The organism is Rhodopseudomonas palustris, from assembly GCF_003031265.1.
GTDB lineage: Bacteria > Pseudomonadota > Alphaproteobacteria > Rhizobiales > Xanthobacteraceae > Rhodopseudomonas > Rhodopseudomonas palustris_H.
On record NZ_CP019966.1, the window covers coordinates 4,926,442 to 4,950,069 of the forward strand.

20 protein-coding genes are annotated in these 23,628 nt (G+C 63.3%); 11 read left to right on the forward strand and 9 right to left on the reverse strand.

The window, feature by feature from the left end:
• Nucleotides 1–39 precede the first annotated feature (39 nt).
• The 4 genes from RPPS3_RS22895 (at nucleotide 40) to RPPS3_RS22910 (ending at nucleotide 6,695) form a co-directional block, all read left to right on the forward strand.
• Nucleotides 40–3,135 carry a hypothetical protein gene (locus tag RPPS3_RS22895; RefSeq protein WP_159060707.1) on the forward strand — a complete coding sequence of 1,032 codons (3,096 nt, stop codon included), beginning with the start codon at nucleotides 40–42 and terminating at the stop codon, nucleotides 3,133–3,135.
• Nucleotides 3,136–3,239: 104 nt separating this feature from the next.
• Nucleotides 3,240–4,394 (forward strand): hypothetical protein, encoded by a 1,155-nt coding sequence (locus RPPS3_RS22900; protein ID WP_107346096.1) that lies wholly within the window; start codon nucleotides 3,240–3,242, stop codon nucleotides 4,392–4,394.
• A 495-nt stretch (nucleotides 4,395–4,889) separates the two neighbouring features.
• Nucleotides 4,890–5,279 carry a hypothetical protein gene (locus tag RPPS3_RS22905; protein WP_107346097.1) on the forward strand — a complete coding sequence of 130 codons (390 nt, stop codon included), beginning with the start codon at nucleotides 4,890–4,892 and terminating at the stop codon, nucleotides 5,277–5,279.
• 126 nt (nucleotides 5,280–5,405) lie between these two features.
• On the forward strand, nucleotides 5,406–6,695 hold the full coding sequence (locus RPPS3_RS22910) for a DUF2130 domain-containing protein (RefSeq protein WP_107346098.1): 1,290 nt from the start codon (nucleotides 5,406–5,408) through the stop codon (nucleotides 6,693–6,695).
• A 36-nt stretch (nucleotides 6,696–6,731) separates the two neighbouring features.
• Here the strand turns inward: RPPS3_RS22910 and RPPS3_RS22915 are convergent, their stop codons facing one another.
• Genes RPPS3_RS22915 through dctP form a run of 5 tightly spaced genes read right to left on the reverse strand, consistent with a single transcriptional unit; the run spans nucleotide 6,732 to nucleotide 12,133 of the window.
• The gene (locus RPPS3_RS22915; RefSeq protein WP_107346099.1) at nucleotides 6,732–7,976 is read right to left on the reverse strand and encodes an acetyl-CoA hydrolase/transferase family protein; all 1,245 of its coding nucleotides are present in this window, start codon (nucleotides 7,974–7,976) and stop codon (nucleotides 6,732–6,734) included.
• A gap of 25 nt (nucleotides 7,977–8,001) precedes the next feature.
• Nucleotides 8,002–9,168: an acyl-CoA dehydrogenase family protein gene (locus RPPS3_RS22920; protein WP_107346100.1), complete on the reverse strand. Its 1,167-nt coding sequence runs from the start codon at nucleotides 9,166–9,168 to the stop codon at nucleotides 8,002–8,004.
• Nucleotides 9,169–9,222: 54 nt separating this feature from the next.
• Nucleotides 9,223–10,512, reverse strand: a complete 1,290-nt coding sequence (locus RPPS3_RS22925) for a TRAP transporter large permease (protein ID WP_107346101.1) — start codon at nucleotides 10,510–10,512, stop codon at nucleotides 9,223–9,225.
• An 11-nt stretch (nucleotides 10,513–10,523) separates the two neighbouring features.
• Entirely contained in the window at nucleotides 10,524–11,075 is a 552-nt protein-coding gene (locus RPPS3_RS22930; RefSeq protein ID WP_164638118.1) for a TRAP transporter small permease, read from the reverse strand.
• 32 nt (nucleotides 11,076–11,107) lie between these two features.
• On the reverse strand, nucleotides 11,108–12,133 hold the full coding sequence (gene dctP, locus RPPS3_RS22935) for a TRAP transporter substrate-binding protein DctP (protein WP_107346103.1): 1,026 nt from the start codon (nucleotides 12,131–12,133) through the stop codon (nucleotides 11,108–11,110).
• 201 nt (nucleotides 12,134–12,334) lie between these two features.
• On the opposite strand from dctP, the gene RPPS3_RS22940 reads away from it, so the two are divergent.
• From RPPS3_RS22940 to RPPS3_RS22955, 4 genes are read left to right on the forward strand one after another with little or no spacing between them, the layout of a single operon-like run.
• Entirely contained in the window at nucleotides 12,335–13,531 is a 1,197-nt protein-coding gene (locus tag RPPS3_RS22940; RefSeq protein ID WP_107346104.1) for a CaiB/BaiF CoA transferase family protein, read from the forward strand.
• Nucleotides 13,532–13,575: 44 nt separating this feature from the next.
• Complete coding sequence (locus RPPS3_RS22945; RefSeq protein WP_107346105.1) at nucleotides 13,576–14,028, forward strand: MaoC family dehydratase; 453 nt, start codon at nucleotides 13,576–13,578, stop codon at nucleotides 14,026–14,028.
• Nucleotides 14,028–14,876 (forward strand): HpcH/HpaI aldolase/citrate lyase family protein, encoded by an 849-nt coding sequence (locus tag RPPS3_RS22950; RefSeq protein WP_199852172.1) that lies wholly within the window; start codon nucleotides 14,028–14,030, stop codon nucleotides 14,874–14,876. Before RPPS3_RS22945 ends, RPPS3_RS22950 begins: the two co-directional genes overlap by 1 nt.
• 40 nt (nucleotides 14,877–14,916) lie before the next feature.
• Nucleotides 14,917–15,648: an IclR family transcriptional regulator gene (locus RPPS3_RS22955; RefSeq protein WP_107346107.1), complete on the forward strand. Its 732-nt coding sequence runs from the start codon at nucleotides 14,917–14,919 to the stop codon at nucleotides 15,646–15,648.
• Nucleotides 15,649–15,791: 143 nt separating this feature from the next.
• Here RPPS3_RS22955 and RPPS3_RS22960 read toward each other — a convergent pair whose 3' ends face one another.
• On the reverse strand, nucleotides 15,792–16,835 hold the full coding sequence (locus tag RPPS3_RS22960) for a GMP reductase (RefSeq protein WP_107346108.1): 1,044 nt from the start codon (nucleotides 16,833–16,835) through the stop codon (nucleotides 15,792–15,794).
• An 87-nt stretch (nucleotides 16,836–16,922) separates the two neighbouring features.
• On the opposite strand from RPPS3_RS22960, the gene RPPS3_RS22965 reads away from it, so the two are divergent.
• Nucleotides 16,923–17,828, forward strand: coding sequence for a ketopantoate reductase family protein (locus RPPS3_RS22965; RefSeq protein ID WP_107346109.1), 906 nt, complete (start codon nucleotides 16,923–16,925; stop codon nucleotides 17,826–17,828).
• 1 nt (nucleotide 17,829) lies between these two features.
• On the opposite strand, the gene RPPS3_RS22970 is transcribed toward RPPS3_RS22965, so the two are convergent.
• A complete protein-coding gene (locus RPPS3_RS22970; RefSeq protein WP_107346110.1) occupies nucleotides 17,830–18,579 on the reverse strand; it encodes a thermonuclease family protein in 750 nt (249 codons plus the stop codon).
• A gap of 127 nt (nucleotides 18,580–18,706) precedes the next feature.
• Here RPPS3_RS22970 and RPPS3_RS22975 point away from each other — a divergent pair, with 127 nt between their 5' ends.
• Together RPPS3_RS22975 and RPPS3_RS22980 are read left to right on the forward strand one after the other, a co-directional pair.
• Entirely contained in the window at nucleotides 18,707–19,621 is a 915-nt protein-coding gene (locus RPPS3_RS22975) for a PaaI family thioesterase (RefSeq protein WP_107346111.1), read from the forward strand.
• 180 nt (nucleotides 19,622–19,801) lie between these two features.
• The gene (locus RPPS3_RS22980; RefSeq protein ID WP_107346112.1) at nucleotides 19,802–21,004 is read left to right on the forward strand and encodes a GGDEF domain-containing protein; all 1,203 of its coding nucleotides are present in this window, start codon (nucleotides 19,802–19,804) and stop codon (nucleotides 21,002–21,004) included.
• On the opposite strand, the gene RPPS3_RS22985 is transcribed toward RPPS3_RS22980, so the two are convergent.
• On the reverse strand, nucleotides 21,005–22,201 hold the full coding sequence (locus RPPS3_RS22985; RefSeq protein ID WP_107346113.1) for an acetate/propionate family kinase: 1,197 nt from the start codon (nucleotides 22,199–22,201) through the stop codon (nucleotides 21,005–21,007).
• The gene (locus tag RPPS3_RS22990; RefSeq protein WP_107346745.1) at nucleotides 22,198–23,613 is read right to left on the reverse strand and encodes a bifunctional enoyl-CoA hydratase/phosphate acetyltransferase; all 1,416 of its coding nucleotides are present in this window, start codon (nucleotides 23,611–23,613) and stop codon (nucleotides 22,198–22,200) included. Before RPPS3_RS22990 ends, RPPS3_RS22985 begins: the two co-directional genes overlap by 4 nt.
• Nucleotides 23,614–23,628: the final 15 nt, after the last annotated feature.

Here is a 23,628-nt window from a genome sequence, read left to right on the forward strand (position 1 = left end):
GATCGTCTGTGCGCCTAGAATACCAAAAAGGACCCGATTGTGATCTCTAGCGCTCAACGCGGTCAGTTCGTGGAACTACGTCGCACATTCCACGAGCTATTGCACAACGCCGATACGACAGATGACACTGAGCTGACTAGTTCGCCGCATTTCCGGCAACAACTCGACTGGAGCGAATTACTATCAAGGCCGCGCGTGGCAATATTGTCCGAAGCAGGATCGGGCAAGACCGAAGAAATACGCCAAACTGCAAGGCGGCTTCGTTCAGATGGGAAGGCTGCATTCTTCCTCCGCCTTGAATTAGTACCTGATGACTTTGACATCGCGTTTGAAGAGGGCACATCGGACGATTTTCTCACTTGGCTCTCTTCCACGACCCATGGTTGGCTTTTGCTCGACTCCGTTGATGAGGCAAGGCTTCGGAGCCCTAAGGATTTCGAGAGAGCCATACGAAAGATTGGAAAGCTCATCGAGAACGCGAAATCTCGCGTCAACATTATCCTGACAGCACGAACCCATGCGTGGCGCCCCAAGACAGATCTTCAATTATGCCAGCGCCTACTGGGCTTTCCGCTCCCCAGAACAGTATCTACTGATACTGCAGAGAACGAGCAATTCGATGTTCAGCGTCATGAAAATGTAGGCATCAGCGGAGCCGTCGGCAGTGAGCAGACCAGCGACGACGCATCCAATGCACTCTTAGTCGTCGGACTGGACGATCTATCTCCTCAACAAGTAACCACGTTCGCTACGGAACGCGGGCTGCGCGATGTCACGACCTTTGTTAAGGAGATCGACCGACACGACGCTTGGCCTTCGACTACCCGCCCTCAAGACCTCGATGAGCTTATTGCCTATTGGATAGACAAGGGCCGGATCGGCACCCGCCTTGAAATGGTCCGGAACAATATTGATCGCCGTCTCATAGAACGCGATCAACAACGAGCGGAAATGTACCCTCTACCGGACGCTAAGGCGCGAGAGGGGGTAACGCTGTTGGCTGCTGCAACAACGCTAGCACAGAATCCAACGATACGCGTACCAGACGGCGCGGAGACCTCTAAGGGCATCGATCCACGATTGGTGCTCCCCACATGGTCAGATGCTGAGATTGCAACGCTCCTTTCACGCCCTATTTTCGACGACGCAATTTACGGATCAGTCCGCTTCTATCATCGCTCGGTCCGTGAATATCTCGCGGCCAGTTGGTTACAACAGCTATTGGAAAGGCCTTCATCTCGGCGAGCGATAGAATCCCTGATTATCCGCGTCCAATACAACCTCGAAGTCATCGTCCCAACGCTGAGACCAATCCTTCCGTGGCTTGCGATCTTTGATGAACGAATCAGGCAGCGACTGCGCTCAATCTCCCCAGAAATCTTCTTCGAGGGTGGCGATCCAAGTGCACTACCGCTGGCTCTTCGCATAGAAATTCTTACTGATATATGCGGCAAGATTTCTAGTAACAAGATCACTAACTCCGCTACTGAATATGCGGCGATACAGCGGTTTGTCCAGGTCGACATTGCCGAGCATGTCCGCTCTCTCCTCGCTCGCTACAGCGACGTGGAAGAGGTCGTGCGGCTCCTTATGCGTGTAGTGCAATTGGGCCACCTAACCTCGCTTCTGCCAGAGGCTAAGCAGATTGCAACTTCCAGGACCACCACCTTATATTCAAGGGTAGCAGCAGTCCGCGCGTTGCGCGATATCGGCACTCCGGACGACCAGTTCGGATTGTTGACTGAGATTGCGAATGAGCCGCCCCCTCTACCACGCGCATTGGCTTGCGAATTACTCAGCGGCCTACAGTCATCACGCGATGTTATCACTGCTGCCTTGGGCCTCATCGAAAAAATTGATGGTCGGAAAGCATCGTCATTCGATAGGCTTGAAGATGATTTCACAACTCTTATCGAGGGCACGGGAACATCTCTATTGCCTGATGTGATCGAGCGTCTAAACGATCTTCTCACCCGTCCGCCTGTCGTTGAGCGCTTTGATTGCGAAATATCTCAGAAGTATTCTTGGACAATTAAGGCGGCCATTCACGCGGTTGAGAGGTTAGCCGCCGAACGCAGCCCTCAGGCACTCAGCGCATGCAGCCTTGACATAATTCACAAGATTAGCGCCTCCGCGAACTGGAATCACCATTTCGAAGAAATGAAGGAAGGACTTGAGCGCGCGATCTCAGATTGGCGCGAATTGAACGACGCCTCCTTTTGGCACGACGTTTCAGTTAGGCGGCAAATGTTGAGCCACAAGACCCCTAGCGAGCGACTCATCAATTACCGGCAGGCTCAAATGTTTGGCGCCCTCTGGCGCTTCGTGGCCGACGACTTCGACCGTGTATTTAGCTGGATCGAAGCACGAGCCGATCGCGACGATAGGCTCGTATCTTTGACTTTGGCCTTTGCGATTTATGCCCAGAACGACAAGCCCAAAGATTGGATTGATCGTCTTACTGAGGTCGGCTCTTCCGACCCCGAATTGAAAGAAATGCTGAGATATCTTTCAGCACCATCGCCGCAATACAAGCAACAAACGCGTCAATTCGCAAAATACCAACGAAAGAACGCTGCCCGCGCAAAAAGGCAATCCGACCAACTCCAGCGCGATACAGAATTTGTGATAGCGCATGTCGACCTGCTTCGAAACTCACAGTTGCCAAATCCGGATGATCTCTCGCGTATTCAATGGTACCTACACGAAAGGTTGCGCGAGACAGGGCAAAGCTCGAACAAGTGGGCGGACAGCCGGTGGCGCGAACTCATACCGACCTTTGGCGTGGAGGTGGCGACTGCTTATCGAGATAGCGCGATTCGCTATTGGAGACACTATCAACCCACCCTTCGCTCGGAGGGAGCCAAGCCTCACGAAACACCTAATAAGGTGATATTTGGCCTTTCGGGGCTGGCTATCGAATCTCAAGAAAACCCCCGCTGGATTGAAGCAGTAAATTCGAAGGATGCGGATCGGGCAACACGGTACGCCCTTCTTGAAATGAACGGATTTCCGGAATGGTTTCCGAGGCTTTATAGTTTCCACAAGGAGACTGCGCTAAGAATCATAATTGGCGAGATCGAATATGAACTCAGGACAGAGAGAGAGTTGGTGAAGCTAGCTACTATGTTCTGAGTGATATTTACTCCTCAGGGGAGTGGTCCTGGCCGGACGTAGGACCGGTGCTCCTTTCGATTCTAGATCGGTTTGAACCGGCCAATTCAACGACTCTCCGGAAAATGCTGACAGTCATTCTAGGATCAAGGGTTGAAGACCTCGACATTGCTAGCCTCGCCGCTAGAAAGGTCACTGAAGACCAGTCCGCGAACCTCGCCGAATGGCTGGCTTTATGGGTCAGCGTCGAACCTGATCAAGCAGTTGCGCAGCTCGCCAAAACTCTATCGGGGATGGAAAGCGGCGAGGACAAGACCACTTTCGCCATGAAGTTCGTTACAGAACTTTGGGGCGGAAGGCGATCGGATGCGCTGACGGTTAGAAAGCGATTCATTACGCCACAGCATCTGAAGTCGCTCTACTTGCTGATGCGGCAATACATACGTGAGGAAGACGACATTGATCGTCTCGGGACGGGCACATACTCGCCCGGGCTGCGCGATGACGCGCAGGATGCACGAGATCGGATTATCCAAGAACTGAATAGGCTCCCGGGAAAGGAAACCTTCGTTGCTTTGAGCGAGATAGCGTCCGTTCGGCGTACTGATAAATCACACCACTCGATCGAGCTGCTATGTTTGAGAAGAGCTGAGCAAGACGCTGATCTAGAGCCTTGGTCGGAGACAAATGTTCGCGAGTTCAACGATCGGCTAGACCGAAGGCCATCGACTCACCGAGAGTTGGCCGATCTTGCAGCACTGCGACTACTGGATTTGAAAGACAGTTTGGAGAATGGCGACGATAGCGTGGCCGACATCATTCAGACGGTCGACGAAGAGACGAAGCTGAGGAATTTCCTTGGCCGAGAGCTTCGGCAAATGGCGTTCGGACGATACTCCATACCGCAGGAAGAAGAGCTCGCCGACGCGAAGAGACCTGATCTCAGATTTCATTGCGCCTGGATTGATGCGCCGGTTCCAGCAGAGTTAAAGATCGCAGACAAATGGAGTGGTCCAGCACTTTTGGAGCGATTAGAGAATCAGCTAGCCGGCGACTACCTTCGAGACAATCGGTCGGGCCGAGGACTGTTTGTTCTCGTGTATAGAGGTAAGAAGGTTTCCTGGGAGATACTCGATCCAAGCTCGGGATCAGTGCACGCGGTCAATTTCGATGGCTTGATAGGTGCGCTGCGTGAACATTGGACGCGGATTGCTTGGAAGCATCCAAATGTGGACAACATTGAGATCATCGGCATCGATCTTACAAGAAGAAGGAATTGATTGTTCGCCTCGCGAGAGCGGCTTGGTCGTTCTCAGATCGACGAACGATGCTGTCTAGCGGAGCAACGGCGTCAGGCGTCGATATCGCCGACCCAGCCTGCTGTGTTGGCGCCTTGATTCCAGTCGGTTAGCCTCACTCGCTCAAGCTCTTTTTTGGTGCGAGCCTTCGAATGGAGGTCCATGCTGAGAAGGTGACGCGGACAACTGTCACGAACTTCAACCCTTCCCGGCCTTGAAGATCAATAGAATCAACTAGATAGGCAGCTAGCACCACAGTTCAATCCTGTCCGGCAGCACCAGCGATTTGTAGGCAGCCATCTCAGGCTCGGTCACTCCCCAAACATCTTCAACACTTGGCGCGCTCGCTTTTCGCGGGCTTGTGTCGGCGTTCGCGATGGCAGGACACTGCGGGGAGAGCATGCCGATGCGTATTCCGATTGAAATTCGCCCGCCAGTAGAATTTCATACGGTCTTTGCCGCTGGTGGATTGCCGAGATGTTTCAGCTGTTTTCACGCGCCAAAACCGCCAATCAGTTCCGGGCCCGCAATGCGGCGCGGGACGCGGAGACCGATGCGGCGCGGGTCGGGTCGATCGTCGGCGCGATTGAAGCGGCGCTGCTGGCAGCGCAGGCCGAATATGCCGGACTGAGCGAGCGGCTCCACGACGTGCTGGCGCGGGCGGCGATCACCGTCGGCACCGAGACCGACGAATATATCGACCGCGCCCCCGAGGACACCGCACTGCAGAACCAGTTCAGCACCGAAATCGCCAATGGCGAACGCCGACTGCGCGAACTGGAGACCAGCATGGGCCACTACCAATTCCTCAAGACGGTGCTGGCGACGCGTTTTCCCGAGCACACGGCCGCCGACGGCGCAAAGTAGCCGAGAGGTGGTAAGACCGAGCCGGCTGGCTCACCGGTGAGTTCCGCGCTCTTTCTCCGTGAACATTCCATGAACCTCGGCTAGACTCCGCCGCATCGCTCCCGAGCCACGAGATTCGCAAATCCCATGACCGATCTGACCATCACCTGCCCGAACTGCGCCTCGTCGGTGCCGCTGACCGAGTCGCTGGCGGCGCCGCTTCTGAAGGACACGCAGGCCAAATACGAGCGGCTGATCAAGCAGAAGGATCAGGACATCGCCGGGCGCGAGCAGGCGCTGCGGGCGCAGCAGGCGGAGGTCGAGAAGGCCAAGGCTGCAGTGGCGCAGCAGGTCTCCGACCAGGTGACGGCGGCGCGGGCGCGGATCGCCGCGGAGGAAGCCGCCAAGGCGAAGCGCCTCGCGGAAAACGATCTCGCTGACAAGGCGCGGCAGCTTGCCGAGCTGCAGGAGGTGCTGAAGAGTCGCGACGCCAAGCTGGCCGAGGCGCAGCAGGCGCAGGCCGAGTTTGTGAAGAAGCAGCGGCTGCTCGAGGACGAGAAGCGCGAGCTTCATCTGACGATCGAGAAGCAGGTCCAAGCCGGCCTCGAAGAGGCGCGGCAGAAGGCCCAGCAGGCCGCCGAGGATAATCTGCGGCTCAAGGTCACCGAGAAGGAAGAGCAGATCGCCGCGATGCAGCGGCAGATCGAGGATCTGAAGCGCAAGGCCGAACAGGGCTCGCAGCAATTGCAGGGCGAGGTGCTGGAGCTCGAACTCGAAGCCTCACTGCGCGCCAAGTTTCCGCACGACCAGATCGAGCCGGTGCCGAAAGGCGAGTTCGGCGGCGACGTGCTGCAGCGGGTGGTGAGCGCCGCGGCGCAGCCGTGCGGCAGCATCCTGTGGGAATTCAAGCGCACCAAAAACTGGTCGGACGGCTGGCTGACCAAGCTGCGTGACGACCAGCGCAAGGCCAAGGCCGAGCTGGCGCTGATCGTCTCCAACGCATTGCCGAAGGGCGTGCACACCTTCGACCATATCGACGGCGTCTGGGTCACCGAAGCGCGCTGCGCGATCCCGGTGGCGATCGCACTGCGCCAGTCGCTGATCGAGCTCGCCGCCGCGCGCCAGGCCGGCGTCGGCCAGCAGACCAAGATGGAGCTGACCTACCAGTACCTCACCGGCCCCGCGTTCCGGCAGCGGATCGAAGCGATCGTCGAGAAGTTCACCGAGATGCAGAGCGATCTCGACAAGGAACGCCGCTCGATGATGCGGATGTGGGCCAAGCGCGAGGCGCAGATCCGCGGCGTTCTCGAAGCCACCGCCGGAATGTATGGCGACCTGCAGGGTATCGCCGGCAAGGCGCTGGCCGAGATCGACGGCATGGCGCTGCCGATGCTGGAAGACTTCAGCGACGACGACGGCGACAGCGAAGCGGCGTAAGTCCGGTTCTATCCGCCCGCGCACAGGCGCGTAGACTTAGGCGATCGTCCGGGCCTGTTCGGTGAGCCGGTCGCGATGCTCCGGCGCCGCGATGGCGATCATCCGCCGCGCGCGCTCCGCAAGGCTGCAGCCGCGTAGCTCGGCGACGCCCCATTCGGTGACGATCGCGTCGACGTCTGCCCGCGGCGTCGTCACCGTCTCGACCCGTGCGACGATCCGGCTCGCTCCATCCGGCGCCGTCGCCGGCAGCGCGATCAGCGCCCGGCCACCCGGCGAGGCATTGGCGCCGCGGACGAAATCGAGTTGGCCACCAATCGCGCCGATGGCGGTGCCGTTCAGCGTCTCGGCGTTGACGCTGCCGTCGAGCCCGACCTGCAAGGCCGAGTTGATCGCAGTCAGCCTGCTGATCCGTCCCAACACGCCGTGATCGTGGGTGTAGGCGGCCGGCTGCAGCCGCACCGACCTATTTTGATGCGCGAACCGATACAGCCGCTGTGTGCCGATCAGCTGATTGGTGACGGTGACGCAGGGATCGACGCCCTTGCGTGCATTGGTGACGACGCCGCACTCGATCAGCTCGACCACCGCGTCGTTGATCAGGCCGGAATGGATGCCGAGATCGCGCGCATGCGCCAGCGACGACAGGATCGCATCCGGAATCTTGCCGACGCCGAACTGCAGCGTGGCGCCATCGGCGATCAGCCCGGCGGCGTTGGCGGCGATCCTGCGTGACACGTCGTCGAGTGTGCCCGATGGCAGCTCCAGCGGCTGGCGCCGCGCGGCGACGCGAATGTGGATCGGCACCTCGTCCGGCCACTCCGCGCCATATGTGAACGGCGCGTCTGGATTGATCTCGGCGATCACCACCCGGGCGCGGCGCGCGGCATCGATGACGTAGTCGCACGACAGGCTGGCGCTGAGGCGGCCGTCGGGCGCTTCTGCGAGCTGCACCAGCACGACATCGGCGCGGTGGCGGCCGGTGGCGAAGTCGGCGCAGAACGCCGAGTAGTTGCTGGGAATGACATCGAGCCGGCCCGCGCGCGCCAGCTTCCGAGCGTTGCCGATCACGCCGTAGCTGACGAACGAGACGTTCGGCAGCGCGGCCACGAACGTGTCCGAGAACACCGGCCCGACCATCAGCCGGAATGGCGGCAGATCAGCCGCCTGCACCATCAGCGCCTCGGTCAGCGTCAGCGGCTCGGCGGTCGCCTGGCCGCACACCACGAGATCGCCGGCGCGGATCAGGCCGGCGAAGTCGATCGGCGCGCTCTCGTCGGACATCGGCGGCCTCGCGCCGGACCCGCGTTCAGTACGACTTCGCCAGGCCGAGCACCTTCTCGGCAATGAAGCTGAGCGCGAGCTGCGGGCTGACCGGCGCGATCCGCGGGATCATCACTTCGCGCAAATAGCGCTCGACGTGATACTCCTTGGCGTAGCCGAAGCCGCCATGGGTCATCACCGCCTGCTCGCAGGCCTGGAAGCCCGCCTCACCGGCCAGATACTTCGCCGCATTGGCGGCAGCGCCGCACGGCATGCCCTGGTCGTATTGCCACGCCGCCGACATCACCATCAGCCAGGCGGCTTCGAGCTCGACCCAGTTCTTTGCCAGCGGATGCTGGATCCCCTGGTTCTGGCCGATCGGGCGGTTGAACACGATCCGGCTCTTGGCGTAGTCGGCGGCACGCGACAGCGCCAGCTTGCCGAGCCCGACCGCTTCGGCCGCGATCAGGACCCGCTCGGGGTTCATGCCTTCCAGGATGTAGTGGAAGCCCTTGCCCTCCTCGCCGATGCGATCGGTTTCCGGGATCTCGAAATCCTCGAAGAATAGCTCGTTGGAGTCGACGATCTTGCGACCCATCTTCTCGATCTCATGCACCTTGATTTTGGTGCGATCGAAATCGGCATAGAACAGGCTGAGGCCGTGGGTCGGCGACTTCACCTCTTCGAGCGGCGTGGTGCGCGCCAGCAGCAGGATCTTGTTCGCGACTTGCGCGGTCGAGATCCACACCTTCTGGCCGTTGACGACGTAGCGGTCGCCCTTCCGCACCGCGCGGGTCTTGAGCTGGGTGGTGTTGAGGCCGGTGTTCGGCTCGGTCACGGCGAAACAGGCTTTATCGCGGCCCTCGACCATCGGCGGCAGCATCCGCTGGCGCTGCTCCTCGGTGCCGAACACCACGACGGGATTGAGACCGAACACGTTGATATGCACCGCCGATGCGCCCGACATGCCGGCGCCGGATTCCGAGATCGCGCGCATCATGATCGCCGCCTCGGTGATGCCGAGGCCGGAGCCGCCATAGGCCTCCGGCACGCAGATCCCGAGCCAGCCGGCATCGGCCAGCGCCTTGTGGAAGTCGTGCGGGAAGCCGCCCTCGCGATCCTTCTTCAGCCAATAGGCGTCGTCGAAGCCCTCGCAGATCTTGGCGATGGCATCGCGGATGGCTTCCTGCTGATCGGTGAGTGCGAAGTCCATGACTGGCTCTTTGTGTTGTTGTTGCTTGACGGACGAGCGGACGTTGCGTGAGGCCTAGGGCGCCATCTGCGACGGCAGCCACAGAATGATGCTCGGGAACGCCACCATGATGGCGATCGCGATCAGGTGGGCGATGAAGTGCGGGAACGTGCCATGGAACACTTCGGCGACCGGCCGCTTGGCGTAGCGCGCGACGATGAAGCAGTTCAACCCGACCGGCGGCGTGATCATCCCGACTTCCGCGGTGACGATCTTGATCACCCCGAACCAGATCGGATCGAAGCCGAGCGACTTGATCAGCGGCATCACGATCGGCACCGTCAGCACCAGGATGGCGATCTGATCCATGAACGAGCCGAGCACGATGTAGCCGCACAGGATCAGCGTGATGATCACCCAGCGCGAGGTCTCCAGCGACCCGACCCAGGCGACGAGATCCTGGGTGACATGGGTGAGCGTGAAGAAGTAACCGAAGATCGACGCACCGACCAGGATGGTCACGATCATGCAGGTGCCGTAGCTGGCGCTGAGCAGCGCCTTGTACAGCGTCCTCGGCGTCACCTTGCCCTTGGAGATCGCCAGCACCAGCGCACCGGCGGCACCGAGCGCCGAGGCCTCGGTCGGGGTGGCGACGCCGAGATAGATCGTGCCGGTGACCAGCGTGAACAGTGCCAGCATCGGGCCGATCTGCCACAGCAGCACGAAGCGCTCGCGCCACGGTACCGACGCCACCCGAGGCGCGTGGGACGGATCGAGCCAGACCAGGACGTAGATCGTCGCCATGATGGTCGCGGTGACCAGCGCGGCGGGAATGATGCCGCCAATCAAGAGCTGCCCGATGTTGACCTCGGCGAGCAGGCCGAAGATCACCAGCGCCACGCTGGGCGGGATCAGCATCGCCAGCGTGCCGGAGATCGCCACCACGCCGGCCGCCATCTTCGGCTCGTAGCCCTGCTTGATCATCGCCGGCAGGCTGGTCGACGACAGCGTCGCGGCCGACGCGGTGCTGGTGCCGCAGATCGCGCCGAAGCCGGCGCCGGCGAGCGCGGTCGCCATGCCGAGGCCGCCGGGGATGCGGCCAACCCAGGCGGAGGCGGTTTTGAACAACGCGTCGGCGACACCGGAGAGCAGGACGAGTTCTGCCATCAGCAGGAACATCGGGATGGTGATCAGTTCATAGGACGACACCGTCGACAGCGGGGCAGTTTCCAGGATGCCAAAAAGCGTGCCGGTGCCGCCGACCATCAGCAGGCCGACCGAGCCGGAGAACGCCATCGCGAAGCCAACCGGCGTGCCTATCGCGAGCAGGACGAACAGCAAGCCGAGAACGATCAAGGTTGTCATGTCGGCCGCCGCTATTCGAAGGACTTGGCTTCACCGACCCCGACCAGGGGCGGCAACGGATAGAGGTCGCGGCCGGTGACGAGGCTCGCCACATGGCCCGCGAGCATCAGCACGAGCCGCAGCACCAGCACGCCGCAGCCGAACGGCACCAGCGCCGCCGAAATCCAGGTCGGCCACGGGATCGCGCCGGCGAGCACGTCGTTTTGCTGGAAGTTATCGAGCGCGCGGTCGAAGCCGACCTTGCACAGCAGCGCGAACACGAACAGGCCGGTCAGCGCGGTGACGATCTCGGCGAGGCGCCGCCCCGCGAGAGAGAACCGCGGCACCAGAATGTCGACGCCGACATGAACGTGCTCACGCAGCGCGTCCGACAGCGTCAGGAAGAACACGCCAGCCATCAAATAGAGGCCGATCAGATCGTAGGTGAAGGAGAAAGGACGGTTCAGCGCGTAGCGCATGAAAACGTCCGCCACTACCAGCACCATGATCGCGAACATGAAGGTGACCGCGATCAACGTCAGCGCTCGTTCGAGCGCGGCGAGAGCGGCACTGGCTCGCTGCATCACGCGGTCTCCACGCGTTGTCTAGGGGACGCTTACTTGCCGGCACCAGCGGCGAGCAGGCTCTGGAACTCTTCGAGTGCCTGCGTGCCCGGCTTACCGCGGGAGTCGATGCCGGCGGCCCATTCCTTGGCGACGCCCTTCAGCTTGTCCTTCATCTGCGCCTTGGTGGCGTCAGGGATCGGATCGAAGGTCACGCCTGCGTCGTTGAGCTGCTTGCGGGTCTGCTGCTGTTCCTTGTCAACGTCGGCGCAGACCTTCGGCTCGATCGCCTCGGAGGCTTCTTCCATCGCCTTCTTGACGTCGTCCGGCAGCTTGGCCCAGGCCCGCTCGCTGATCGAATAAGCGACGATGAACGAGCCGAAGCTGACACCGTCGGTGGCGTGCTTGACCAGCTTGTCGAGGCCGTAGGACGCGATGCTGTCGGCCGGGAACAGCACCCCGTCCATGGTGCCGCGCGCCAGCGACTCATAGGCATCCGGCGCCGCCATGCGCACCGGCACGGCGCCAAGCGCGCGCAGGGTCAGGTCCTGCGCGCCGCCGGTCGAGCGCAGCTTCAGGCCCTGGATCGTGTCCATCGAGTCGACCTTCTGCTTCACCGTGAACACCTGATACGGCGGCAGCACCACGGCCATCAGCAGCTTGATCTTGTTGGGCGCGTATTCCTGCTTGGCGAGCACGCCGTCACGTGCGCTCTTCCAATAGGCCATCGTGCCCTGACAGCTCGTGGTGAACGACTCCGGCAGTTGCGCGACTTCCGACAGCGGCATCTTGTCGGACGCGTAGGACGGCGCGATGTAGCCGATGTCGACAACGCCCGACTGGGTCAGGCGCAGCAGGTCGGTCGCCTTGCCCATCTGCTGGTTCGGATAATAGCTGAAGGTCACCGCGCCGTTGGTGCGCTTGGTGACGTCGTCCATCCACGGCTTCAGCATCAGGCGGACCAGATAGTGCCCGGCGGGAAACGAGTCGGCGACCTTGAGTTCGAGCGCCTGAGCAGGCGCCAACGCCATCGTCACCGGCAGCGACAACGCCACCGCCCAAGCCACGCTTGTCCGCATCCGAAGTCCTCCCTGTGTCCGTCCGCAGCAGCGGCCGGGGCGGCTTGTGCCGCTTTGATGGAGGGATCGTACATACAGGTGAATTTTTTAGTCAATATGATGGACAGTGCATGGAGCTATGCGCCGCGCGAACAGCCAAATCGGTTGACCGGGTTATTTTTTGAATTCTAGCTACACGCGTGTGAACTGAAGGATCGCGCGTTGGGACCCCTGTCTGGCATTACGATACTCGACCTGACCTCGGTGCTGATGGGGCCCTATGCCACTCAGACGCTCGCCGACATGGGCGCGGACGTCATCAAGGTCGAGAGCCCGGAGGGCGACATCGTTCGCCATATCGGTCCCGGCCGCACGCCCGGCATGGGTGGGATGTTTCTCAACACCAATCGCGGCAAGCGCAGCATCGTTATCGATCTCAAGCAGGAGGAAGGTCGGCAGGCTCTGCTGCAGCTCGCCGCGCGAGCCAACGCTTTGATCTACAACGTGCGTCCGCAGGCGATGGCACGGCTCGGCCTGAGCTACGAGCAGGTCGCCGCGGTCAATCCGGGCATCATCTATCTCGGCGCATTCGGCTACGGCCAGGACGGCCCCTACGCCGCCAAGCCGGCCTATGACGATCTGATCCAGGGCGCGGCCGGCGTGCCGACGCTGCTCGCGGCGGCCGGCGACGGCACCCCGCGCTACGTGCCGATCACCATCGCCGATCGCATCGTCGGGCTGATGGCCGTCAACGCCATGCTCGGCGCACTGCTGCATCAGCAGCGCACCGGCGAAGGCCAGCGCATCGACGTGCCGATGTTCGAGTCGATGGCCTCATTCGTGCTGGTCGATCATCTCGGCGGACTGACCTATGAGCCGCCGCTCGACCATGGCGGCTACGCCCGCCTGCTGTCGCGCTCCCGCAAGCCGTACCGCACCAGCGACGGCTATCTGTGCGTGCTGATCTACAACGACAAGCAATGGCGCAGCTTCTTCGAGGCGATCGACCGCACCGATTTCCTGGCGCAGCCACGTTTCGCCAATCACGCGGCGCGCACCCGACACATCGACGAGATCTACGAAGAGATCGGCGCCATCTTCCAAACCCGCACCACCGCGGACTGGCGCGAACTGCTGGAGCGCGCCGATATTCCGGTGATGCCGATGCACAGCATGGAGTCGATCCTCGACGATCCGCATCTGCGTGCGGTCGGCTTCTTCGAGACCGTCGAGCACCCGGTCGAAGGACGCGTACGCCAGATGAAAGTGCCGTCGACCTGGAGCGCGACACAGCCGGAGCCCGGCGCTCCAGCGCCGACACTCGGCGGCAACGGCCGCGACATCCTCATCGAAGCAGGGTTCTCGGCCGCGGAGATCGACCGCCTGGGCCACAGCAAGGCGGTGCATCTGCCCGACTGACACCGGCCCGCGGGCCCAATTGAATCACAGGGAGACGACGATCAATGGCGGGGATGTACTTCGAGGAGTTCGAGGTCGGCCAGGAATTCCGGCATGCGCTGACGCGCACGGTCACCGAGATGGACAACACGATGTTCAGCCTGCTGACGCTGAACCCGCAGCCGCTGCACATCGACGCGCATTTTGCGGAGAAGACCGAATTCGGCCAGCGTATTTTCAACAGCCTGTACACGCTCGGCATCATGATCGGCATGACCGTCTATGATACGACGCTGGGCACGACCGTTGCTAATCTCGGCATGACCGACGTGACCTTCCCCAAGCCCGTATTCCACGGTGATACGCTGCGCGCCACCACGAAAGTGCTGTCGAAACGCGAGTCGAAGTCGCGCCCGAACGCCGGCATCGTCGAGTTCGAACACCACGCGCTAAACCAGAACGACGAGATCGTCGGCAGGTGCCTGCGCACGGCGCTGATGCACAAGAGGCCGGCCTGATGCGTTCGATGCTGTTCGTGCCGGGCGACAGCCCGCGCAAATTCGAAAAGGCGTCGCAAGGCACCGCCGACGCGTTGATCATCGACCTCGAAGATTCCGTCGTCGCCGAGAAGAAGGACCAAGCCCGCAGCCTGACCCGCACCATGCTGCAGGCGCCGCGCGGCCGGCAGAAGCTCTATGTCCGCGTCAACGCGCTCGACACCGGCCGCACGCTTGGTGACCTCGCTGCCGTGATGCCGGCGAGGCCCGACGGCATCGTGTTGCCGAAATCGCGCGGCGGTAACGACGTGCGCAACGTTGCGCTGTGGCTCGATGCGTTCGAAGCCGCCGCGGGTATCGAGCCTGGAGTGACCCGGATCGTCGTGGTCGCGACCGAGACCGCCGGCTCGATCTTCGGACTCGGCAGCTACAAGGACTGCTCGCCGCGGCTTGCCGGGCTGATGTGGGGCGCGGAAGACCTCGCCGCCTCGCTCGGCGCCACCGAGAACGGCTCGGGCGGCGTGTTTCACAGCCCGTACCGCCTCGCGCGCGACCTGTGCCTGATGGGCGCGGCGGCGGCCGAGGTCACCGCGATCGACACCGTCTATACCGACATCGACAATCTCGCCGGCCTCGAAGCCGAGACCCGCGCCGCGCGGCGCGACGGCTTTACCTGCAAGGCGCTGATCCACCCCAAGCACGTCGACATCGTCAACGCCGCCTTCGCCCCAACCGAGGCCGAACGGAGCTGGGCGGAAAAAGTGATTGCGGCGTTCACCGACAATCCCAACGCCGGAACGCTGCGGCTCGACGGCAAGATGCTCGACAAGCCGCATCTGCGCGCCGCGCAGAAAATTCTCGGACTATGACAACCGCGGGTGGCCGGGTCGGCCGCCCCGAGGGGCCCAGATGATCGTTCGCCAAGCCGCAAATGTTCTGGACATCCTGGAATACTTCGCGCGCGTGAAGAAGCCGGCGACGCTGGCGGAAATCGCCGATCATTTCGGCTGGCCGCGCTCGTCGACCTTCAACCTGCTGACCACGCTGGCCGAGAAGGGCTATCTGTACGAACCGCGGCCGCGCGCCGGCTATTATCCAACGCCGCGCTGGCTGGTAATGGCTCGGGAAGTCGCGGAGGTCGAACCGCTGCCGGGCTGGACTCACGCGCTGATCGCGGCGCTGTCGGCGGAGACCGGTGAGACGGTCGCGATCGCGGCGCCGGCCGGGGTGATGGCGGTGTTCATCGACGTCGTCGAATCCGCAGCCGCGATCCGCTACTTCGCCAAGGTCGGTCACCGCGTGCCGATCCACGCGACGTCGAGCGGCCGGGCGCTGCTGCTGCAATACTCCAAGGACGAGCGCGACTCGCTGTATCGCAAGATCGAGTTCAAGCAATACAACCACACCACCCCGATCAGCATCGAGGCGGTCGAGGCAGAGTTGCGCATATCCATCGAGCGCGGCTATTGCCAGAGCTTTGCCGATTACAGCCGCGACCTCGCCGGGGTGGCGGTGCCGCTGCCGATCGGCGAGCGCCGGCTGTCGGTGGTGGTCGCAGGTCCCGAATATCGCATCGGCGACAAGACCGCGGCGATTGCCGTCACGCTGCAGCAGTTCGTCGAACGGTTTCGCGCGCAATAGTCATTCTGCGTCGCAGCCGACCAGCCCCGTCATTGCGAAGAGCGAAGCGACGAAGCAATCCAGCGCCGTGCACTGAGTCTCTGGATTGCTTCGCTTCGCTCGCAATGACGAGGAGAGACCAGTGGGACCTGTCGGCAACCGGATCAGCGATCAAACACCGTATTGCGCTGGGCGTTCACCAGGATGAAGGTGGTCCGTTTCGGAATTTCCTTGAGGTTCTCGGCGCCGATATAGGTCATCGCCGAGCGCAGTCCGCCGGCGATCTTTTCGACCGTGGCGCGAACCTCGCCGCGATACGGCACCTCCACGGTCTTGCCTTCGGCGGCGCGATAATCGGCGACGCCACCGTGATACTTGTTCATCGCGGTCTCTGAGGACATGCCGTAGAATACCATGCTGGTCGGGGTCTTCTGCCCGTCCTGCTCGGCATATTTCAATTCACCACCGCACTCGTCATGGCCGGCCAGCATGCCGCCGAGCATGACGAAGTCCGCACCGCCGCCATAAGCCTTGGCGAGATCGCCGGGGACGACGCAGCCGCCGTCGGAGCAGACGTGGCCTTTCAGGCCGTGTGCCGCGTCGGCGCATTCGATCACCGCCGAGAGCTGCGGATAGCCGACACCGGTGAGATCGCGCGTGGTACACACCGAACCGGAGCCGATGCCGACACGGACAATGTCGGCGCCGGCGATCACCAGCGCCTCGGTCATCTCGGCGGTCACCACCGTGCCGGCCATGATGATCGCATCCGGATTCTCGTCGCGCAGCTTGGCCACCGCGCGCACGAAGGCTTCGGTGTAGCCATTGGCGACGTCGATGTTCAGCATCGGTACCTTGACCTTGGCCTTCACCGCAGCGAGCCGCTCCCAATCGGCCGAGCCGGTGCCGACGGTGACGAACACATTGGCGTCCTCGTCACCGGCGAGATATTCGGCCAGCCGATCGGGATGATGGAACTTGTGCAGGGCGACCAGCGCGCCGAACGGCCTGACGGCCTTCGCCATCTCCAGCGTGCCGATGGTGTCCATGTTGGAGGCGATCAGCGGAAAGCCGGTCCAGGCCCGGCTGGAATGGCGGAAGCGGAAGTCGCGCTTGATGTTGGCCTCGAACCGCGACGACAGCACCGAACGCTTGGGCCGGATCAGCACGTCGCGAAAGTCGAGCTTCGGGTTCAAATCGATGTGCACGCACGCCACTCCCGGTTTCATCGGCGGAACGCCGACCTTAAGAAGGAAACATTGCGCATTGGTTGGCGCACGGGAAGGGAGAACGGAATGCAAGTGGCGGTGATGGGAGCCGGCGCGGTCGGGTGCTATTTCGGCGGGCTGCTGGCGCTGGACGGCCATGACGTCACGCTGATCGGGCGTCCGAACCATGTCGCCGCGATCGAAGCGAACGGCTTGCGGCTGGAGACCAAGACCGGCACGCAGATGATTCCGCTGAAGGCCGCCTCCGAGCCGGCCGCGATCGCCCCGCCCGATCTGGTGCTGTTCTGCGTCAAATCCGCCGACACCGAAGCCGCAGGCCGCGCGCTGCAGCGGCGGTTGAAGCCGGACAGCGTGATCCTCAGCCTGCAGAATGGCGTCGACAACGCAGCGAGACTGCAAGCCGCGATCGACCATCCGGTGATCGCCTCGGTGGTGTATGTCGGCACCGAAATGGCCGGCCCAGGTCACGTCAAGCATCATGGCCGCGGCGAATTGCTGATCGGCGCCTCGGCGCAGAGCGATGCCATCGCGGCCGCGCTGACGGCGGCGAAGATCCCGACCACCGTGGCGCCCGATATCGATCAAGCCCTGTGGTCGAAGCTGATCCTGAACTGCGCCTACAATGCGCTGTCGGCGGTCGCCGACCTGCCTTACGGCGCGCTGCTGGCGATCGACGGCACCGAGCAGGTTGTCCGCAACGTGATCGACGAATGCATCGCGGTGGCCGGCGCCTGCGGCGTCAGGGTATCCGACGACGTCCTTACCAAGACGCTGGCGCTGCCGGGCGCGATGCCGAGCCAAAAATCATCCACTGCGCAGGATCTGGCGCGCGGCAAGCCGAGCGAGATCGACTTTCTCAACGGCACCGTCGCTCGCCTCGGCGCCGCGCACGGGGTGCCGACGCCGACCAATCTGGCGCTGACCGTCATGGTCAAGCTGGTCGAGAGCCGCCGCGACATCGGCACCTCGTGAGTTACGGCGTCAGCTTGATCCGGCAGTTGTAGGCTTTGCGGAAGCCGGCGGCGCGGGCATCGTCCTCCGAGCAGAACCAGCGGTTCGGCTTGGTCAGACTGGCGTAGCTCGGGCAGCCGCGGATCTGATACACGCCGACATTGCCGGTGATGCGGGCGCGGCGCGCCAGCTTGCCCTTGATAGTGCAGCCCGGCAGCATCGCCGGCTGATCAGGAAACATCACGTCGATCAGCTCGCTATGCTTGTCCTCGCGGCAGGCGGCGCCGCGCAGCGGGGCATCCTTATCCCAGCGGCGAAAGTCGTTCGGCGCGACGAAACAGCCTTGCCACAGCCCCTTGCGCTCGTCCTTGGCCTTGGTCTCGTCGCCGGCAAAGCGGTCCTTGCCGCCGGCAGCGGCGTTGAGAGCGAAGCCCTCCTGCACCAGGCGGCGGCTGAGGCTGTCGCTTTCCCCGGCGATTGCACAGGTGCCGAGCCGGCGCCCCTTGAACACCGGGTCCGGCCCGAGATCGCGGCAGGTGACGCTGCGGCCGCCGATCAGCTTGACCAGCGCATCGCGGGCTTCGAGGCCGCAGGCCGACGGATCGGCGAACTGGTTGACGCAGCGCTGATCGAGCTCGGGTGCATCGACACCTTCGAGCCGGAAGACCTTGTCGCCGAGCTGCAGGGTGTCTCCGTCCTTCACCACCGCTTCCGCCGCCAAGGCCGGCGCCGCCAGCGAGAGCCCCAGCACCATCACGATCAGTCGACGCATTCCCGAACCCTCGTCCCGTCTGCCGGCCGCTCCGGCCGGACACAGTCATACCAGCCGTGCGCCGAAATGGTAGTCGTGCAGCACCGGACGGCTTTGCGGCTTCGCAAGCGCTTGCTAGAACCAATTCATGTCCGACCAATCGATCCCCGATCCGGTGATGTCGTTCGACGACAAAGCGCGGATGATTCAGAACCGCCGCTCGATCCACGGCGCCATCATCGGCCTGCAACTCGACCGCTACGCGCCCGCGGAGGCGTGGAGCAGCCTGCCCTATCATCCCGTGTTCGTCGGCGACATCTCGACCGGCGTAATCCATGGCGGCGTCGTCACGGCGATGCTCGACGAGAGCTGCGGCATGGCGGTGCAGCTCGCGTTGCCCGGCAGCACCGCAATCGCCACACTCGACCTGCGGATCGATTACTTGCGGCCGGCGACGCCCGGACAGGTGATGCGGGCGCATGCGCACTGCTATCACCTCACCCGTTCGATCGCGTTCGTCCGCGCCACCGCCTATCAGGACGCCGAAGACGCTCCGATCGCCACCGCGACCGCGATGTTCATGGTCGGCGCCAATCGCACCGACATGCTGCGGCAGACCCCGAAGGTGACGCTCGACTCCGCACACGAGCTGGTGGCGCCGGACGATCCGGACGGCGGGCCGCTGGCGATCAGCCCGTATCCGCGCTTCCTCGGCATCCGCGTCGACGGCGATGCCCAGGCGATGATGCCGTATGATCCGAAGCTGGTCGGCAATCCCATTCTGCCGGCGCTGCATGGCGGCGTGATTGGGGCCTTCCTGGAGACCGCCGCGATCGTCAGCGTGCGCCGTGAGATCGGCCTCGCCACCGCGCCGAAGCCGATCGGGCTGACGGTGAACTATCTGCGCTCGGGCCGGCCGCTCGACACCTTCGCCAAGGTGTCGATCGTCAAGCAGGGCCGCCGCGTGGTTGCGTTCGAAGCGCAGGCCTATCAGCGCGATCCTGCAGAGCCGATCGCGTCGTGCTACGGCCACTTCAAGCTGCGCTCCGGCGCGGCGGAGTAAACCGCGGCTGTCATTGGTCGAATTCGCCGCTGCCGTTCACCGATTAAGCGGCGATTCACCACACTCCGGCAGGCGGAATCGGTTTCACGCTGGATTCAGCATTGTGGGAATAGGTATCTCGCTGTCGCAGCGGGCACAGAAAGTCTGACGCGGCACACTGCTGCGAGATCGACACCTCTGATGACCGCGAACAGCAAGATCGCGAACGCCGTCTACATCGAATTCGTTCGATTGCTGTACACCGCGCGCTGGCCCATCGTGGTGGTGGGCTGCGCGATGCTGACCACCGGGCTCGCGGTCGCCTGGCAGACGCGCGACGTGGTGATGGCGGTGATCGGCCTCACCGGCATGGCGGTGACACTGGGACGACTCGCGCTGTGTTTCGCCTTTGACCACGCGGTCGCAAAGCACCCGCTCGATGTCGAAACCGCAAAACAATGGGAGCGCCGGCTCGCGGTTGGGGTGATCTCTACTGGCGTCTGCGTGGGCGCCTTCGCGGTGCGCTGCTTCCTGCTGCCCGATCTCGCCGCGCACATGATCGCCGGCGGCCTGGTGTTCGGCTATTGCGCCGGCACCACCACGCGGTTTTCGATCCGGCCGTGGATCGTGCAGGCCTCGCTGGTGGTCTCAGTCACCCCGGCAGTCGCGGCAGCGCTGTGGAATTTTGACCTGCTGCACGTGGCTCAGGCGGTGCTGTTCCTGCTGTTCGCCTTGGGCGGCCTCGAACTGATCGATTACATCCACGCCACCACCGCCGAACAACTGACGCTGCGCGCCGAAGCGACGCGGCTCGCCCGTGCCGACGCGCTGACCAATCTGCCGAACCGGCGGCATCTGGTCGAACATTTCAACGAACTCGCCAAGCGGCTGGCCCGACATGGCGACGGCTTTGCGGTGATCAGCCTCGATCTCGATTTCTTCAAAGAGGCCAACGACCGCTTCGGCCATGCGGCCGGCGACGAGATTCTGCGCACCGTCGCCGGGCGGATGACCGAACTGCTGGAGGACGAGGACCTTGCGGCGCGGATCGGCGGTGACGAATTCGTCGTGGTGCAGGCCAACGTCTCGGATACGGCAGCAGCCGATGACCTCGGTCGCCGGATCGTCGCGGCGCTATCGGAGCCCTACGCGATCGCCGGCGAAGCCGTAATGCTCGGCGCCAGCTTCGGCAGCGCACTGGCGCCGACCGATGGCGTCACGCTCGACGAATTGCTGCGCAAGGCCGATGAGGCGCTGTATGCGGTGAAGCGCAACCGGCCCGGCCGAGTGCGCGAGGTCACTTCCTGGACCGACCATGCACCGCTGGTGCCGGAGATCGGCACCATGCCGGAGCACGACCAGACCACCTCAGCCACGACGCCGACCGACGCCAACGCCGGCTGATCAGCGCCCACTATCGGCCAGCCGCCAGACATGGCGGGCGATCATCAGATCTTCATCAGTCGGGATCGCCCAGGCCGACACTTTGCTGTCCGGTGCGCTGATCCGCCCTGCCCCCGACAGGCTCGTATTCAGGCCCGGATCGAGGCTCACACCGAGCCAGGCGGCCTGCTCGCACACGCGGCGCCGGATCTCCGAGGCGTGTTCACCAATGCCGCCGGTGAACACCAGAGCGTCGAGCCCGCCGAGTGCGGCGGCGAGCGAGCCGAGCTCACGGGAAATGCGATAGACGAACAATTCAATCGCCTCGCAGGCGCGCGGATCGTCGCTGGCCAGCAGCGTGCGCATGTCGTCGCTGATGCCCGACACGCCGAGCAATCCCGACTCGCGATACAGCAGATCCTCGATCTCGCGAGGCGTCATGCTCTTCTCTTCGAGCAGATACAGCACCACGCCCGGATCGAGCTCGCCGCAACGGCTACCCATCATCAGGCCGTCAAGCGCGGTGAAACCCATCGTGGTGGCGATGCTGCGGCATCTCAGCATCGCGCACATGCTGGCGCCGGCGCCGAGATGCGCCACCACCACCCGACCATCGGCGACCGCCTGTCCGGCGACGTCCGGCAGCCGGCCCGCGATGTACTCATAAGACAGCCCGTGAAAGCCGTAGCGGCGGACGCCTTGTTCGGTCAGCTCGCGCGGCAGCGCGAAAGCGGTAGCGACCTCCGGCAAGCGATGATGGAACGCGGTATCGAAACACGCGATCTGGGTCAGCGACGGATGCAGCTTGGCCAGAGCCTCGATCGCCGAGACGTTGTGCGGCTGATGCAGCGGCGCCAGCCTGTCGAAAGCGCGAAGCTGGGCGATCACCTCGGGCGTCACATCCACCGGTCCGTCGAACAGCGCGCCGCCATGGACCACGCGATGACCGACTGCGCTTAGGCGGTGCTCGGGAAACGTCGTTTCGATCCAGCCGATCAGCACCGCCATCGCGTCGTCGTGGCTGCTGCCCTCGGGCAGATAGGTGTCGTAGCGGGTCGAGCCGTCGCTGTTCACGACCTTGAAATGCGGCCGGTGACCGAGGCTGCCGATGCCGCCTTCGCAGATCAGGTGATCGGCGGTCGGCTCGGTATGCGCTTCATACAGCGCAAATTTGATACTTGAAGACCCCGCATTGAGGACCAGCAGAACATCGCTCATGCGGCACCTCCGGAAAAGCGCGGCGGCGCCGCGGTGGTGTGGCGGGCGAGTAGCAGCGCGATCGCACAGGAGCCGAGCCGAGCCAGCGTCTTGTCGGCGCGGCTGGTGAGGATGATCGGCACTCGCGCGCCGAGCACGATCCCGGCAACGCGGGCGTGTGCCAGATACTCGAGCTGCTTGGCGAGCATGTTGCCGGCCTCGAGGTCCGGCACCACGAAGATGTCGGCGCGCCCTGCGACCGGCGAGACGATGCCCTTGGTTTTGGCGGCCTCTTCCGACACCGCGTTGTCGAAGGCCAGCGGCCCGTCGAGGATGCCGCCTTTGATCTGGCCGCGCTCGGCCATCTTGCACAATGCGGCTGCGTCGAGCGTCGAGCGGATGCTCTCGGTGACGGTTTCAACCGCCGACAGGATCGCCACCCGCGGCTCGGCGATGCCCAGCGCATGCGCCAGATCGATCGCGTTCTGGATGATGTCGCGCTTATCGGCGAGCGTGGGGTAGATGTTGATCGCCGCGTCGGTGACCAGCAGCGCGCGGGGATAGTCCGGCGCGTCGATCGCATAGACATGGCTGATACGGCGTGCGGTGCGGAGACCGCGGGCACGATCGACCACCGCGTGCATCAGCTCGTCGGTGTGCAGGGCGCCCTTCATCACCGCCTCGACCTCGCCGGCCCGCGCCATCGCCACCCCGGCTTCGGCAGCAGCCGCACTGTGCTCGACCGCGACGATCTCATAGCCGGCAAGATCAACCGCAGCCTGGGCGGCGGCGGCGCGGATCTTGGCTTCCGGTCCGACCAGCACCGGCACGATCAGCCCCTCGCGCGCCGCCTCGACGGCGCCGAGCAGCGAGGCGGAATCCACCGGATGCACCACCGCAGTGCGGATCGGCTGCAGCCCGCGCGTCATTTCGATCAGCCGCTCGTAGCGCTGAGCGGTGCGATTGAGATCGATTTCCGGCAGCAGCACCCGCGGCCGCGAAATCTTCTCGACCGGCGCGATCACTTCGGCAAGGCCGGTGATCACCTCTTCGCCGCGCTGATTGGTGGCGCGGCAATCCAGCAGCAAGCGTTTCTTGGCCGCGTTCTTCTCTTTCACCGTGACCGTGACGGTCACAGTGTCGCCGAGCAGCACGGGCCTTGCGAACCGCAGCGATTGGTCGAGATAGATCGTGCCGGGGCCGGGCAGTTGCGTACCGAGCAGGGTCGAGATCAGCGCCCCGCCCCACATGCCGTGCGCCACCACCTGATGAAACATGTCACTTTTGGCGAAAGCCGCGTCGACATGCATCGGGTTGACGTCGCCGGACATCACCGCGAACACCTCGATGTCGCGATAGGTCAGCGTCCGAACCAGACTGGCGGTGTCACCGACTTCGATCTCATCGAAGGTACGGTTTTGGATCTGCTCCATCATGTTTCTCCAGCC